Origin of the sequence: Pantoea piersonii, assembly GCF_003612015.1 — a bacterium.
Lineage (GTDB): Bacteria > Pseudomonadota > Gammaproteobacteria > Enterobacterales > Enterobacteriaceae > Pantoea > Pantoea piersonii.
Genome location: NZ_RARB01000001.1, coordinates 637,622 through 651,960, shown reverse-complemented (window position 1 = coordinate 651,960; position 14,339 = coordinate 637,622). Strand labels below are relative to the sequence as shown.

Here is a 14,339-nt window from a genome sequence, read left to right as displayed (position 1 = left end):
TGTTACATATTTCCCATGCGCGTCAGCAGCTGTTGCAGCACCCGCTCCGTCGTCGCCAGCTCCTGAGGATCGATATCGCCGAGCAGCGCAGCGCGCAGCGCGTCCGCCTCATTTTTCACTAAGGCAAAAGCCTGATTGCCCTTCTCCGTCAGCACCAGATGCCGTTTGCGGCGATCTTCCGGCGGCTGCACGCGGGACAGCAACTCCTGCTTCACCAGCCGATCGATCAGTGGCACCATGCTGGCATCCTCCAGACCGAGTAACTGCGCAAGCTCTGTCTGGGTATAGGGCCGCGTTTCGCTGGCAATAAGGCCAATCGCCAGCCAGCTGCTCATGCTCAGGCCGCTGTGTTTAAGATGGCGATCCACGGCAAGCCGCCAGGCGTGGGCAGCCTGATAGAGCAAATGGGTGAACGTGTTATAGTGCAGAGTCAAAGTGTAGCGACCTAATTGTTAGACTTCTAACTAAATGAATGCGTTATTATACGCAGAGCAAATTGCTAATGAAAATAGCACATGTCGTTAAAAAATGACGCCTCTGTTGTCAGGCTTTTTAAGCGCCTGAACATATCCAGACGGAGAAAAACCGGAGTTGACTATGCCCGATCGCAACAACAACTGGATAGATCTGCGTCGTGACCCCTCGCGCGGCATCGAGACGATTCGCGCGCATTTTACCGGACATGCCTACGATCCTCACTGGCACGACAGCTATCTGATTGGCGTGACGGAGCAAGGCGTGCAGCAGTTTCACTCGCGTCGTAAACAGCACCAGAGTCGGCCCGGCACGGTATTTATGCTGGAGCCGGAGGAGCTGCACGATGGCGACGCGGTGGACGCGCAGGGCTTTACCTATCGCATGCTCTACCTGTCGCCGCAGCAGCTATCCCGGCAGCTGGCGCCGCTCGGCACCGACCAGGGCGGCGAGCTGCACTTCGCCGCCACGCTGCGTAACGACAAGGCGCTCGCTTACGCTGTCTGGCACTGTTTTGACGCGCTGTGGCACGATCATCCCGAACTGATCAAAGAGGCGACGCTGGACCGCTTATTTATGCAGCTGGGCCAGCATCCGTTATGGCGCAGCGAAACGCGTCCGGCGGACCGCGACCGTCAGCTGGCGCAGCAGGCGCGCGACTGGCTGATTGCCCATCATGCGCTTAATCCAGGCTTACAGGCGATGGCCGATGCCCTACAGGTGGATCGCTTCCGCCTCTCTCGCCTCTTCCAGGCACAGTGGGGTTTGCCGCCGCACGCCTGGCTGGTGCAGTGGCGTTTATCCCAGGCCCGTCGCCAGCTTGCGGCTGGCAGCGCAGCCGCCGACGTCGCCGCCGACCTGGGCTTCGCCGATCAGAGCCATCTGGGCCGCTGGTTTAAACGCGCCTGCCACCTCACTCCGGCACGCTATCAGCAAGCGTGCACAAATCTTCCAGACGCAGGCTGAACGCCTGGTCACAATGCGCTTTTTCTGTCTGGAGAAGTGCTATGCAAGACCCTCGTTGCGTCATGATTTTGCAAAACAATCTCGCCCCGGGAAAAGCCGCTAACGCCGCTGCGGTGATCGCCCTCACCCTCGGCCAGCGTCATCCTGCGCTGGTCGGCGACCCGTTACAGGATGCGGATGCCAGCCGCTACCCCGGCCTGATTCCGCTTGGCATCCCCGTGCTGGCAGCCAGCCATGCGGAGATGGACGATCTGCGCGCCCGCTGCGCGGAGCTGGCGTGCGATCTGGTGCTCTTTCCTGAACAAGGTCAAACCACCACTGATTACGCGGCGTTTAGCGCGGCGATGCGCGAAATACCGGCAAAAGAGTGGCGGCTGCTGGGCCTGGCGCTGGTCGGTGAGAAACAATCGGTCCGAAAACTCACATCAAAGTTAAAACTTTTTAGCTAAAACAGCGCGGGAAAAAAGTCATTTTTTTCCCGCTGATCGATACAACTCCTCCATTGTACAAACAACTTGTACAGCTTTTCTTCACGACACACTCATTTATCTATATGATAATTAACAGATAGCACAAATCGTTCAAATTTTTCCTTGTGCTTGTACACCTTCATTGTATAACTTTAGCCCCCATGAATCGGATAACGATTCCGTAACGAATGATGCGTTTGCGTCGCCTCTGAAGGTGTAAGTGGATTTCCACCTTCAGAGGTCCTTTTTTGATGACTTGGGGCCCTTTACATCTGTCCATGCAAGGGGAGTTTCATCGTAAATTGACCTGGTATCCGACCTGGACGTTGGGACTGTTTTAGGACTGACACATGCAAAACGCTATTCCACAAACCGATAAAGAAATTGGTGATTACTTCAACGCAGCGGCCACTAAAGCGGCCAGTGAGATGGAAATATTAGGATTAGTGGTGGCTGAGATTTTACAGGCGGGTAAGCCTGTCACTAATAAAGCGATCATCTCTAAACTGATCCATCGGCTGGAACTGGAGTCGGACGTGGTATCGCTCGACATCTATCGTCAACTGCTTGAACTGGTTGTGCATAAGACACCTGACGATCTGTCGGTGTAATGCTGGCTCCAGGGACGGAGTCATTCTGTTAGTTTTGTGATCGCTGGCAAATTTCCCTCTCAGACAGTACTCTCTTCTGCTTAATTTCTTCTGCGTTCTTCGCTTTCGTCGCAAGAACGACTATTAAAAAGAGCCTGCAATTTATGAGCCAACCCAACGACGTTGCCGCGCCTCAAGCCGTGGACAACGACCTGACCGTGGGCCGCGTTTTGCGTTCCCCTGCCCTGCTCACCCGTGAGTGTCTTGCTGGCGTGATCACCGCGCTGGCGCTTATTCCAGAGGTGATCTCCTTTTCGGTTATCGCCGGTGTCGATCCGAAGGTCAGTCTGGTGGCGTCTGTGGTGCTGTGCCTGACGCTTTCGGTGCTGGGCGGGCGTCCGGCAATGGTTACCGCCGCAGCCGGTTCGGTCGCGCTGGTGATCGGTCCGATGGTGCATGCGCACGGCGTAGCCTATATTCTGCCGGCCGTGGTGCTGGGCGGCCTGATCCAGATCCTCTTCGGTATAGCCGGCCTGGCGCGCATGATGCGCTATATTCCGCGCTCGGTCATGCTTGGCTTCGTCAACGCGCTGGGCGTCCTGATTTTCTTTGCGCAGGTGCCGCACGTCTGGGGGCAACATTCGCTGGTGTGGCTGCTGTTTGCCATCACGCTGGCGATTGTGCTGCTGCTGCCGCGCGTGCTGAAAAGCGTGCCTTCTCCGCTGGTCGCTATCGTTGTCGTGACCGCCGTCGCGCTGCTGCTCGGCTGGCGCGTGCCCAACGTAGGCGATGAAGGCCCTATGAGTGCGGGTTTGCCCGGTCTGAATGCGTTACAGGTGCCTCTTAGCCTGCAGACGCTGCAGATCGTCTGGCCGACTGCGCTCAGCATTGCCTTTGTCGGCCTGATGGAGTCCTTGCTCACCGCCAAACTGGTGGACGATCTGACCGATACCCTCTCCAGCAAGCGCCGCGAGTCATGGGGTTTAGGCGTGGCCAACATTTTCGCCGCGTTCTACGGCGGCATCGCCGGTTGCGCGATGATCGGCCAGACTATCGTAAACGTCGAGCTGGGCAAGGCGCGCACGCGCGTCTCAACCGTCGTTGCCGGCCTGGTGTTGCTGCTGCTGGTGACCGGCCTGAGCGCGCTGATGGCACAGATCCCGATGGTCGTGCTGGCGGGAATTATGATGGTGGTTGCCGTGAAGACCGTGAACTGGCACAGCCTGCAGCCAGCCACCCTCAAACGTATGCCCTGGTCAGAGACGCTGGTAATGGCGCTAACGATTATGGTGACGGTGTGGACAGGCAACCTGGCGCTGGGCGTGCTGGCGGGCGTTATCGTCGCCATCGTGCTGTTTGCGCGCCGTATCGCTCACGTTATTCATGCTGAGCGCGAAGTCAGTCCCGACGGCAAATCGGTGTGCTATCGCGTGCGCGGCCCGCTTTTCTTCGCCAGCAGCAACGATCTGTTTGAACATTTCGATTATGGACATGACCCGAAACAGGTCACTATCGATCTGACCCATGCGCAAATATGGGATGCGTCATCAGTCGCCGCTCTCGACGGCATTGAATATCGCTATCAGCGGCACGGCGCGCAGGTAACCATTGTCGGTCTGGATACGCGCAGCAGCGATTTTCATCGTCGTCTGACCGGTAAGTTTGAGTAAGTAGCGGGAAAAGTAAGTAAGCGATGCGGCGGCCGCCGCATCGCTGTTAAAGCGGTTTAGCCTGGCGACGAGCCTTATAGCGTGCAACCATCGTCGTCATTGCCTGATAGATAACGCCTGCGTAGAGGCTTTTTACGATCGCCATCCCCATCTCCATTCCCTCTTTTTGCCAGAAGCAGAACCACATAAACAGGCCCCACAGCAGGGAAAACAGTAGACAGCCTTTAATAAACTTCACGACGCCCTGCATCTCGCTTCCTTCTGTATCACCGCGGCCCGTGCCGCGTTATTGAGGCGTGAAAGTATCGCATACCGCCTGGATTTGCACCCCAGGCTGCATCAGATGAGAGGCGGGTCAAATTTTTCAGCCTGACGGAATTTAAGACTTTGCGACTGGTGCGTTGGCGACAGCCTGCTACGCTTTAATTTCATTGCGTTTTTATACTTTCTTTTTCAATACCGGAGAATGAGGTGGCAACGATGAATAACGTGAAAAAAGGGATCTGCATTACGCTGGCCGTGCTGGCACTGGCGGGCTGTATGCACCGGAGCGATGCGGTTAAATCGGATGGCCGTCCTCATGCGCCAAGCGGCCAGGCGTCGCCGGGCGGCACGCTGGGCTCAGGCCCTGTGGGACAGCCGCAGTCTTAACGATAAAACCCGGTTAACGCCGGGTTTTTTGTCTGACAGGCGGGCACAAAAAAACCGCCCTGAAGGCGGTCACGACATTGCTTACTACTGCTTTATTTTAATTCGAAATTTTTAATCGGTAGAGATGGTGCCCGGGGCGGGACTTGAACCCGCACAGCCATACAGCCGAGGGATTTTAAATCCCTTGTGTCTACCGATTTCACCACCCGGGCAGGGTGTAAAGTGGAGGCGCGTCCCGGAGTCGAACCGAGGTGGACGGATTTGCAATCCGCTGCATGGCCACTCTGCCAACGCGCCTTTATCCGCTGTGCCGCCAGGTTATCCTGACCTGCAAAACTGGAGCGGGAAACGAGACTCGAACTCGCGACCCCGACCTTGGCAAGGTCGTGCTCTACCAACTGAGCTATTCCCGCATTGTTCAGCAATTTAACGGAACTTGCTGATTTTCTTTATCTTCTGGCAGCCTTGCTGCCGTTCGATGCGATGCATTCTACTGACCTGACGCACTGAGTCAACAGAATTATCCTCACAGCGCGTCCGTTTGCTGCTTTTTAAGTCGCTTCGATCAGCTATCGAGCAGATCGCCACGCGCAGCGCTTAAATACTGAAACATTGACCAGAAAGTTAACACGGCGGCGATGTAAAGCGCCACTACGCCTACGGCGATAACTGTCGTATCAGGACGCCACAGCAACGCGACCAGCGACAGCATCTGCGCCGTGGTTTTCACCTTGCCGATCCAGGAGACGGCGACGCTGCTGCGCTTGCCAATTTCCGCCATCCATTCGCGCAGCGCGGAAATAATGATTTCACGCGCGATCATGGTTGCAGCCGGTAAGGTGATCCACCAGGAGTGAAAATATTCCGCCACCAGAACCAGCGCAATCGCCACCATCACCTTATCGGCTACCGGGTCGAGAAAGGCACCGAAGCGCGTGGTTTGCTTCCAGCGGCGCGCAAGAAATCCGTCAAACCAGTCGGTCACGGCGGCAATCACAAAGATCAGCGCGGTGGCGAAAGGCGCCCAGTAGAAAGGCAGATAGAAAGCCAGCACGAAGAAAGGGATCAGGACGACTCGAAACAGGGTGAGACACGTCGGAATGTTAAATTGCATATGCCGGTAACTGTCTGGAATGGGTAGAATTTCCCCTATGTTCCTACATTGCCTCACCTGTTTCAATGCTAGTGTTTTAGCGAATGATATATTTTTTCCGCCAGCGCGAACGAAATACCGGGCACATTAGCGATCTCTTCAACCGTGGCGTTCATCAACGGTTGCAGGCCCCCCATATACTTAAGCAGCTGCTGGCGACGTTTCGGGCCGATGCCTTCGATGCTTTCCAGCGCGCTGGTATTCTTCACTTTCGCCCGTTTTTTTCGGTGGCCCGAAATTGCATGATTGTGAGCGTCATCACGAATATGCTGGATCACATGCAGCGCTGGAGAGTCCGGGGGCAGAGAAACGCCCTCGCCTTCCGCCTCGAAAAACAGCGTTTCCAGGCCCGCTTTACGCTCGCTGCCTTTCGCCACGCCCAGTAAAATCGGCCGGGACTTATCCCACTCGACCTCCAGTTCGGCAAAAACCTGCTTCGCCTGCGAAAGCTGCCCCTTGCCGCCGTCAATCAGAATGACGTCAGGGATTTTATCTTCTTCCAGCGCTTTGCCGTAGCGGCGGCGCAGGACCTGATTCATCGCCGCGTAATCATCGCCAGGCGTAATGCCTTCAATATTATAGCGGCGATAGTCGCTGCGCAGCGGGCCGTTGGCGTCGAACACCACGCAGGATGCGATAGTCTGCTCCCCCATGGTGTGGCTGATATCGAAGCACTCCATGCGGTTGATTTTGTCCAGTTCAAGAAACTTCGCCAGCGCCGCCAGCCGCTGCTGGATGGTAGAGTGCTGCGACAGGCGCGTGGTCAGCGCCGTCGCCGCATTGGTGCGCGCCAGCTTGAGGTAACGCGCGCGATCGCCGCGTGGTTTGCTCTGGATCGTTACGCGGCGTCCCGCCAGCTCGCTCAGCGATGCGGAGAGCAGCTCGCGTTCCGGCAGGTTGAAGTCCAGCAGAATGTCGCCAGGCAGAGTGCGCGCTTCGCTGCCCTGCAGGTAAAACTGGCCGACAAAGGTCTGCACCACTTCCGCCAGCTCGGTATCCGCCGGAACTTTTGGGAAGTAGCTGCGGCTGCCCAGCACCTTGCCCTGTCGGATAAAGAGTACGTGCAGGCAGGCCATGCCCGCGTCGTAGGCTACGCCCATTACGTCCAGATCGTCGCCCTGATTAGAGACAAACTGCTTCTCGGTGATCCGGCGCACCGCCTGAATCTGATCGCGCAGACGCGCCGCCTCTTCAAAACGCAGCCCGGTACTCGCCTCTTCCATGCGTTTTACCAGCATGTTCAGCACCTGGTCATCTTTGCCGGACAGAAACAGCCGCACATATTCCGTCTGCTGCGCATACTCCTCTTCGCTCACCAGTCCGGCGACGCAAGGGCCGAGGCAGCGTCCAATCTGATACTGCAGACAGGGTCTGGAGCGGTTGCGGTAAACGCTGTTTTCACACTGGCGAATTGGAAACACTTTCTGCATCAGCGCCAGGGTTTCGCGTACGGCGTAGCCGTTCGGGAAGGGCCCGAAATATTCGCCCTTAGCGTGTTTCGCCCCGCGATGATAGGCCAGACGCGGGTGGGTATCGCCGCTGAGAAAGATAAACGGATAGGATTTATCATCACGCATCAGCACGTTGTAGCGCGGCTGATAGAGCTTGATGTAGTTATGCTCCAGCAGCAATGCTTCCGTTTCGGTATGCGTAACGGTGACGTCTATATGATGGATGTTACTGACCAGCACCTCTGTCTTTCGACTGCCGACATGGCTGCGAAAGTAGCTGCTGAGGCGCTTTTTGAGATCTTTGGCTTTTCCTACATAGATCACGGTGTCCGAGGCATCGTACATGCGGTACACGCCCGGCTGACTGGTCACCGTGCTGAGAAAGGCTTTGGCGTTGAAAACTTCACTCACTACTGATTAACGGCTCCGCATTGAACAGGCCATGTCGAATGGCCAGATGCGTTAACTCTACGTCGCCGCTGATGTTCAGCTTGCTGAACATGCGATAACGGTAGCTGTTAACGGTTTTAGGACTGAGATTGAGCTGCTCGGAAATTTCCGTCACCTTTTGCCCTTTGGTGATCATCAGCATAATCTGCAATTCCCTTTCCGACAAACAGCTGAAGGGAGATTCCGCTTTTTGCGGCTCTATCTGGCTCAGCGCCATCTGCTGCGCGATATCCGAGGCGATATAGCGCTGACCGGCGTGTACGGAACGAATGGCGCTCACGACTTCCTGCGGCGCGGCACCTTTGCTCAGATAGCCTGCTGCGCCCGCCTGCATCACCCTGGCGGGCAGCGGATTTTCGGTGTGGATCGTCAGCATGATAATTTTGATATCGGGGTTGTAGCGCACAATTTTGCGCGTCGCTTCCAGCCCGCCGATGCCCGGCATATTCATATCCATCAGAATCACATCGACCTGGTTAGCCCGGCACCACTTCACCGCGTCCTCGCCGCAACAAGCCTCTCCCGCGATCGTAAGACCTTTCATATCTTCCAGTATGCGTCTAATACCGGCGCGTACCAGTTCATGGTCATCAACAAGAAGAACACTGATCAACGGGGAACACTCCGCTAGCTAAAGTGAGGAATAAATCTGATATTGAATGCGCGCATGATACCTGCTTTTCGCAATAAAGAACATCAACGGGCCGAATGTTTGACCGTATTCGCTGATTTACATCAACACTTTCCAGTCAGTACAAAAATATGTCTACCGGATGAAATATGTTCATTTACCCTTTTTATTTAATCAATATTTTCAATGGCTTAAATTATATCAGTCTAAAAATTCAAAAATAGACTTAAATGTGTCGCGGCCGGGCTGTGAAAATTATTCAACTGCTACTTTAAATAATATCCTGTACAGCAATCGTCAGCCGTTACGCTTCGCTTTCGCAGGCAATTGGCTCGCTGTGATATACTCATGCACGGCTGCGCGGAACATGCCGGCACGATCGATTAACCCCAAGGAGAACACGATGAGCGATGAAGAATTTGTTACCTCGCACGACACGCTGAAGCTGGCTGATGAAGTTGCCTGTCTGAAAATGATGGTGACGCTGATTCTGAAAGGAATGGGCCAGGCGGATGCCGGAAAAGTGATTATTAATATGGAACGCTACGTGCAAACTCTGGGTGATAAGCCGCAGGCGGAAGTATTCAGCAATACCATAAAGCAGATTAAGACTGCGTATCGTCAGTGATGCGTTCGCCCCCGCGCCGAAGCGGGGGCGCGCTGTCAGGTATGCGACTGCCAGTTCACAGAGACACCCAGTGACGGCAGTACCTCTTCCGGACTGAAGCGCCGCGTGCCGCGATACTTTTCCGCCAGCGCTGGCTGCACGACCGGGATACGAATGGCGAACAGATTGTCCTCCGACTGGATCAGACCGGGCGTAAGCGGCTCATAGGCGACCTGGTGATCCTCAAACATCTTCTCCAGCATCGGCGTCGCCGAGCTGATCAAATACTCCATACCATTAAGTTCGGCAAGCTGCACGGCGTGCCATAACAGGTTGAACGGCAGTTCCGCATCCAGTTCCAGCTTCGCCGAGAAGCGCGACATTTCCCATACTTTTTCGTGACTGAACGGCACCACCAGCCCTTCGCTCTGGGCTGGCTCATGCCACGGCATCAGTCGCGCGCAGCCGCTGATGCCGTCACGCGCGTTCCAGGCCAGCAGCCAGGTCACATCCGAACGATCGAAACGATCGTACTCCTGACCCGGCGTGCTGAGACGAGGCGGGATCGACCAGCCTTCTCCACGCGCAAATACGCTATAACGGTAGCTGCCTAGTTCGGCCAGCAGAGAGGACGGCATATCCTTTAACTGGGTTTGAATTATCTTCATCATGCGCCCCTGACATCCTCATGTTTGCATTGATTTACGCTACGCCAGCCTGGCAAAGTCCCGGCGCAGGGTAGACAACTGCTTCCGGCAACGTAACTACTAAATTTAGTAGTTGCCTTTTTCTATATCAGTCCAATTGCCGCCGCATAACAGGCAATTTGAGTTTTATTGGAAACATTAAATCGCTTTTGCATATTCTTTTGGTGAAAGTTCACCGTGTGTTGCGAAATTGCTAAAATAAGCGAAATTTCAGCCGAGGTTTTCCCTTCTGCGGTCCATTTCAAAATCTCTAACTCGCGCTGACTGAAATCATTTTTTAGCACCATCAGCGCATCATCAGAAAAACGCTGAAGTGAACGCAAACTCAGTTCCGCCAGAAAGTGCAGTTTCACTTCCAGCTCGACATGCTGATGTTGCGTCCGGCTTGCCAGGCGGGATGCTATAGATAATATACCAATGGCGCGATTTGATGCCATGGCGGAGCAGGAAAAACCGCTATTCAGGCCGTGCTCCTGCGCCTCTTTCCACAAATCACCGGCGCCAGTGAAGAGGTCGTGCGTCCACTCTAAGCCCCGTCCGGGCTGCTGGCATAGCATTAAAACTGGATCGATAGCGTAATAGTTTTTTTCCTCATAGCGTTTAATCCAGGCTTTCGGGTAAGTGCTATGCAAAAAAATACGCGGCCGGGTAAAAGGCACAGGGTGCTGAATCAGAAAGGAATAGCTATCGAAGCCTAATGACACTACCTGAGTCTGAATGAGCGTCTTCAATTCCTCGGTTGAAGTGATAGCCTGAAATTCTTTTTCCGTCTCTCGGCGCCAGACGAAATAATTGTCGTTAGTCATATTGCCTCGGCGTTATCCTCACGCTGATGCGTCTGGTTATTGAGGTTGTTCATTTTAAAAAAATAAATTTATAAGAGAAAAAAGTTTTATTGAGAAAAAAACAGGCATGCAAGTAAAAACCACGTTACGTCCGGTTGTGCGTGTTTTACTTAAAACGTGTTTCCTGTGCTTCACGAAAGGTGATCCCATTCACAGCATTATAGCGGCTGGAAAAACAGAATAAGATTTTTCTTAATGAGATTCAATCTGCATAACGACAATAAATTCGCATACATTGACCGCCATTCAGCATGGCTATTAAGTAAAATTAGTTTAGCGCCGTAATTTATTTGTAAACATAGAGTTAAGCTATTCTAAAGCCAAAAAGCGACCCAAGGTTAAAATCTGTGCGCTTTTTGCCGCTCGGCTTATAAGCCTGGCGTTTCTATGTATTGCGATCGGAGCTACGCTTAACACGGACTCTTTGCACAACCTTTACGTACGGCCGGCAGGCGTCTGGCAGCCTTCAGCCGTTTTGACGGATGCGCTTTAACTTTTGCAGGTGGGACACACTATGTTGAATCAGCTGGCATTACCCTTCCTGGTATTAGGAGGCTGTACCGCTCTGATGATCCTGAAAGATATTTTCCGCCATCCTCACCCAGTCGGGATAATGAACATTATCTGGCCGCTGACCGGTCTTTACATGCCGTTCATCGGCTGGCTGGCCTGGTGGTATCTTGGACGGAAACCCTCTCGTCAGCTTAAACTTGCGCTATTAGTACCGCAAAAAATTCATCATTATGCGAGCTGGCCGACCATATTTATTTCGACTTCCCTTTCCGCTGCGGCCTGCATCTTTAGCGAACTGATTACACTTCCGATTATCACCCTGCTGAATCATTATCATTTCGCTACGCCGCTCTGGATGCAGGCAATTATCTGTCTCGCTATTTCGCTGATAAGCGGCCTGTTTTTACAATTTCTGGCGATTAAGCAGCGCGACGCGCTTTCAGTCTGGCGCGCCTTGCTGTTAGCATTTCGTACCGAGGCGTTTCCGCTGCTGGTTTATCAGGCGGGCATTTTCCTCTTTATGAGTCTGGCCCTGAAATTTGTGCTTAATCAACAAATCGATCCTCTGCTGGCGGCTTTCTGGTTTATGTTGCAGCTCGCTACGCTGACCGGATTTATATTTTCCTGGCCTGCCAATCATTTCCTGATTAAACGCGGTTTGAACCCGGCGGTCTAATTTACCGACAGTATCCCGTTCCGCGCATGCCAAAATGAAAATGGCCGGCATGCGCGGCGTTATAATCCGGCCCCAAAACGTTGCCGAAATTATTACAGCCCTCCTGCCAGAGAAGATGCAGCAGAGCGGATTTATTCTCCGGCTGCGTCCAGTTTTTCCCCACATCGACGCGTTCCCCATTGGCAAACTGAAAGCCGGTGACGTCCCAGGCGTCTGCGGTCGCATGCTCGCTTAGTCGCCCTTCTTTACGGTGATAAACGTTGCGACAGGCATAGCTGCCGACATGGCTGATGCGCACCAGCGGCGAGGCGGATGTATGCGCCAGACGCTGCTGGCTTTGCAGAATATACATGGTGCTGGCGACGGCCATCGGGCAACTGGCGAGAAAGCTGCTGCTTAAACTGACCTTGCCGAAACGCTGAATGCGCAGCGGATTTTGCAGCGGACAGCCGCCCGTCACGTCGGGACGCGCGTTAAAGGTTACCCTTCCCGCCTGCTCAGCGCGTCGCATAACGTCAAGACACGCTTCAGGATTGCCCGCCAGCCGCTTGAGTTTATATCGCGTCATCCAGCCAGGCGGATCGGTGACCGCCAGCGGCGTAAAGGGGTTGAACTGGGGCGGCAAATGCTGTTTCAGCCATGGCAGACTCCACCATCCGACGGCTATCAGCACCAGCAACAGAACGATCGCGCGCATTCTCCCTCTCGCAGCAGCTTGATTTAGAGAACAAAAGTGTAGAAGCTACGCGCCGGTTTAGCGCTGGTAACGGCGCTTTTCGTTTAAAACAGCAGCGTTGTGCCGCAAGTTTGTGCCGCGTAAAGATTTACTGACATGTTACTAAGATGTAAAGGTCGCATTTGTAAGAAAAACAATTAGCGGGCTTTTGTCTTATTCCTCTATCTTATGCCAACTTGCCCTGAGGCAAGAAACCACAAACAGCCAGCAGAGCTGACACAACATCCAGACAGGAAGAATGATTTTATGGTTGATCAAACAAAAGATACCGTTGCTGAGCAGGAGAACCCTGACAAGCTACGGCGCAATCTGCATAACCGTCACATTCAGCTTATCGCCATCGGCGGCGCTATCGGTACCGGGTTGTTTATGGGCTCCGGCAAAACCATCAGTCTGGCGGGCCCGTCAATCATTTTCGTTTATATGATCATCGGCTTTATGCTGTTTTTTGTGATGCGCGCCATGGGAGAGCTGCTGCTCTCCAATCTGGAGTACAAATCATTCAGCGATTTCGCCGCCGATCTGCTTGGCCCCTGGGCGGGCTACTTTACCGGCTGGACCTACTGGTTCTGCTGGGTCGTCACCGGCATTGCCGACGTGGTGGCGATATCCGCCTACTTCCAGCTCTGGTTCCCTGGCTTTTCCGTGTGGATGAGCGCCCTGCTGTGCGTCTTCGTTTTCCTCGCGCTCAATATCGCCACGGTGAAAATGTTTGGCGAGATGGAGTTCTGGTTCGCCATTATCAAGATTGTCGCCATTGTGGCGCTGATCGTAACCGGCATCGTACTGGTTACTCTTCACTACCCCTCGCCGGGCGGCGGCACCGCCTCGCTCAGCAATATCTGGGATCACGGCGGCCTGTTCCCGAAAGGAATAAGCGGCTTTTTTGCCGGTTTCCAGATTGCGGTCTTCGCCTTCGTCGGCATTGAGCTGGTCGGTACGGCGGCAGCGGAGACGCACGATCCGCATAAGGTGCTGCCGCGCGCTATTAACGCCATTCCGCTGCGCGTGATTATGTTTTATGTGCTGGCGCTGATGGTGATCATGGCGGTTACGCCCTGGACGCAGGTGCTGGCGGATCGCAGTCCCTTTGTTGAGATGTTTGTGCTGATCGGGCTGCCTGCGGCGGCCAGCATCGTTAACTTTGTGGTGCTGACCTCGGCGGCTTCGTCTGCCAACAGCGGCATCTTCTCTACCAGCCGTATGCTGTACGGCCTGTCGCAGCAGGGCGTGGCGCACCGCGCTTTTGGTCAGCTTTCCGCTCGCGCGGTACCGACTGCCGGTCTGTTCTTCTCCTGTTTCTGTCTGCTGGCGGGCGTCGCGCTGATCTACCTGATCCCGGACGTGATGACCGTTTTCACTATGGTTACTACGGTTTCAGCGATCCTGTTTATGTTCGTCTGGACCATTATTCTCTGCAGCTACCTGGCCTACCGCAAAAAGTATCCGGAGCGCCATGCGGCGTCAGGTTTTAAGATGCCGCTGGGTAAGGTGATGTGCTGGGTGGTGATGGCGTTCTTTGCGTTCGTGCTGGTGCTGCTGACGCTGCAGGATGATACCCGTCAGGCGCTGATGGTCACGCCGCTGTGGTTTGTTATGCTTACCATGGGCTGGCTGCTGCGCCGTCGCGCCGCCCGTTAAAAACGCGTGGTCCCGGTCGTTTGACCGGGACCGGTAAAGGTAGCGTTCTTCCCTTCTTCCCACGCATAAATCCGCAATGGTGATGTGCCCCTGCTGTTCGCGCATCGA

16 protein-coding genes and 3 tRNA genes are annotated in these 14,339 nt (G+C 54.4%); 8 read left to right on the top strand and 11 right to left on the bottom strand.

Annotated elements, in window-relative coordinates:
- Nucleotides 1-2: 2 nt before the first annotated feature.
- Nucleotides 3-434 carry a MarR family winged helix-turn-helix transcriptional regulator gene (locus tag D7S44_RS03145; protein ID WP_120451953.1) on the bottom strand — a complete coding sequence of 144 codons (432 nt, stop codon included), beginning with the start codon at nt 432-434 and terminating at the stop codon, nt 3-5.
- A 157-nt stretch (nt 435-591) separates the two neighbouring features.
- Here D7S44_RS03145 and D7S44_RS03140 point away from each other — a divergent pair, with 157 nt between their 5' ends.
- From D7S44_RS03140 to D7S44_RS03125, 4 genes are all read left to right on the top strand, one after another.
- Nucleotides 592-1,440, top strand: a complete 849-nt coding sequence (locus tag D7S44_RS03140; protein WP_371315467.1) for an AraC family transcriptional regulator — start codon at nt 592-594, stop codon at nt 1,438-1,440.
- 41 nt (nt 1,441-1,481) lie between these two features.
- Complete coding sequence (locus D7S44_RS03135) at nt 1,482-1,889, top strand: DUF2000 domain-containing protein (protein WP_120451949.1); 408 nt, start codon at nt 1,482-1,484, stop codon at nt 1,887-1,889.
- Nucleotides 1,890-2,260: 371 nt separating this feature from the next.
- On the top strand, nt 2,261-2,521 hold the full coding sequence (locus tag D7S44_RS03130) for a biofilm/acid-resistance regulator YmgB/AriR (protein WP_120451947.1): 261 nt from the start codon (nt 2,261-2,263) through the stop codon (nt 2,519-2,521).
- Between the two features lie 143 nt (nt 2,522-2,664).
- Entirely contained in the window at nt 2,665-4,170 is a 1,506-nt protein-coding gene (locus tag D7S44_RS03125; RefSeq protein ID WP_120451945.1) for a SulP family inorganic anion transporter, read from the top strand.
- A 46-nt stretch (nt 4,171-4,216) separates the two neighbouring features.
- Here D7S44_RS03125 and D7S44_RS03120 read toward each other — a convergent pair whose 3' ends face one another.
- Nucleotides 4,217-4,420 (bottom strand): DUF6404 family protein, encoded by a 204-nt coding sequence (locus tag D7S44_RS03120; protein WP_120451943.1) that lies wholly within the window; start codon nt 4,418-4,420, stop codon nt 4,217-4,219.
- Nucleotides 4,421-4,650: 230 nt separating this feature from the next.
- On the opposite strand from D7S44_RS03120, the gene D7S44_RS23625 reads away from it, so the two are divergent.
- Entirely contained in the window at nt 4,651-4,821 is a 171-nt protein-coding gene (locus D7S44_RS23625; protein ID WP_167456944.1) for a hypothetical protein, read from the top strand.
- Nucleotides 4,822-4,946: 125 nt separating this feature from the next.
- Here the strand turns inward: D7S44_RS23625 and D7S44_RS03115 are convergent.
- The 6 genes from D7S44_RS03115 to uvrY form a co-directional block, all read right to left on the bottom strand.
- Nucleotides 4,947-5,033, bottom strand: a tRNA-Leu gene (locus tag D7S44_RS03115).
- Between the two features lie 11 nt (nt 5,034-5,044).
- Nucleotides 5,045-5,118, bottom strand: a tRNA-Cys gene (locus D7S44_RS03110).
- Nucleotides 5,119-5,158: 40 nt separating this feature from the next.
- Nucleotides 5,159-5,234, bottom strand: a tRNA-Gly gene (locus tag D7S44_RS03105).
- A 152-nt stretch (nt 5,235-5,386) separates the two neighbouring features.
- Nucleotides 5,387-5,935, bottom strand: coding sequence for a CDP-diacylglycerol--glycerol-3-phosphate 3-phosphatidyltransferase (gene pgsA, locus D7S44_RS03100; RefSeq protein ID WP_120451941.1), 549 nt, complete (start codon nt 5,933-5,935; stop codon nt 5,387-5,389).
- 68 nt (nt 5,936-6,003) lie between these two features.
- Nucleotides 6,004-7,836 (bottom strand): excinuclease ABC subunit UvrC, encoded by a 1,833-nt coding sequence (gene uvrC / locus D7S44_RS03095; RefSeq protein ID WP_120451939.1) that lies wholly within the window; start codon nt 7,834-7,836, stop codon nt 6,004-6,006.
- Nucleotides 7,829-8,488: a UvrY/SirA/GacA family response regulator transcription factor gene (gene uvrY, locus D7S44_RS03090; protein WP_120451937.1), complete on the bottom strand. Its 660-nt coding sequence runs from the start codon at nt 8,486-8,488 to the stop codon at nt 7,829-7,831. Before uvrY ends, uvrC begins: the two co-directional genes overlap by 8 nt.
- A 421-nt stretch (nt 8,489-8,909) precedes the next feature.
- Here uvrY and D7S44_RS03085 point away from each other — a divergent pair, with 421 nt between their 5' ends.
- On the top strand, nt 8,910-9,134 hold the full coding sequence (locus tag D7S44_RS03085) for a DUF2594 family protein (protein ID WP_033751095.1): 225 nt from the start codon (nt 8,910-8,912) through the stop codon (nt 9,132-9,134).
- Between the two features lie 35 nt (nt 9,135-9,169).
- Here D7S44_RS03085 and D7S44_RS03080 read toward each other — a convergent pair whose 3' ends face one another.
- Nucleotides 9,170-9,781 (bottom strand): acyl-homoserine-lactone synthase, encoded by a 612-nt coding sequence (locus D7S44_RS03080; protein WP_120451934.1) that lies wholly within the window; start codon nt 9,779-9,781, stop codon nt 9,170-9,172.
- 122 nt (nt 9,782-9,903) lie between these two features.
- Complete coding sequence (locus D7S44_RS03075; protein ID WP_120451932.1) at nt 9,904-10,626, bottom strand: autoinducer binding domain-containing protein; 723 nt, start codon at nt 10,624-10,626, stop codon at nt 9,904-9,906.
- A 553-nt stretch (nt 10,627-11,179) separates the two neighbouring features.
- Here D7S44_RS03075 and D7S44_RS03070 point away from each other — a divergent pair.
- Nucleotides 11,180-11,854, top strand: coding sequence for a DUF4396 domain-containing protein (locus tag D7S44_RS03070; RefSeq protein WP_120451930.1), 675 nt, complete (start codon nt 11,180-11,182; stop codon nt 11,852-11,854).
- A 1-nt stretch (nt 11,855) separates the two neighbouring features.
- Here the strand turns inward: D7S44_RS03070 and D7S44_RS03065 are convergent, their stop codons facing one another.
- On the bottom strand, nt 11,856-12,551 hold the full coding sequence (locus tag D7S44_RS03065) for an extensin-like domain-containing protein (protein WP_120451928.1): 696 nt from the start codon (nt 12,549-12,551) through the stop codon (nt 11,856-11,858).
- A 285-nt stretch (nt 12,552-12,836) separates the two neighbouring features.
- On the opposite strand from D7S44_RS03065, the gene cycA reads away from it, so the two are divergent.
- The gene (gene cycA / locus D7S44_RS03060; protein ID WP_120451926.1) at nt 12,837-14,231 is read left to right on the top strand and encodes a D-serine/D-alanine/glycine transporter; all 1,395 of its coding nucleotides are present in this window, start codon (nt 12,837-12,839) and stop codon (nt 14,229-14,231) included.
- The last annotated feature ends 108 nt before the right edge of the window (nt 14,232-14,339 follow it).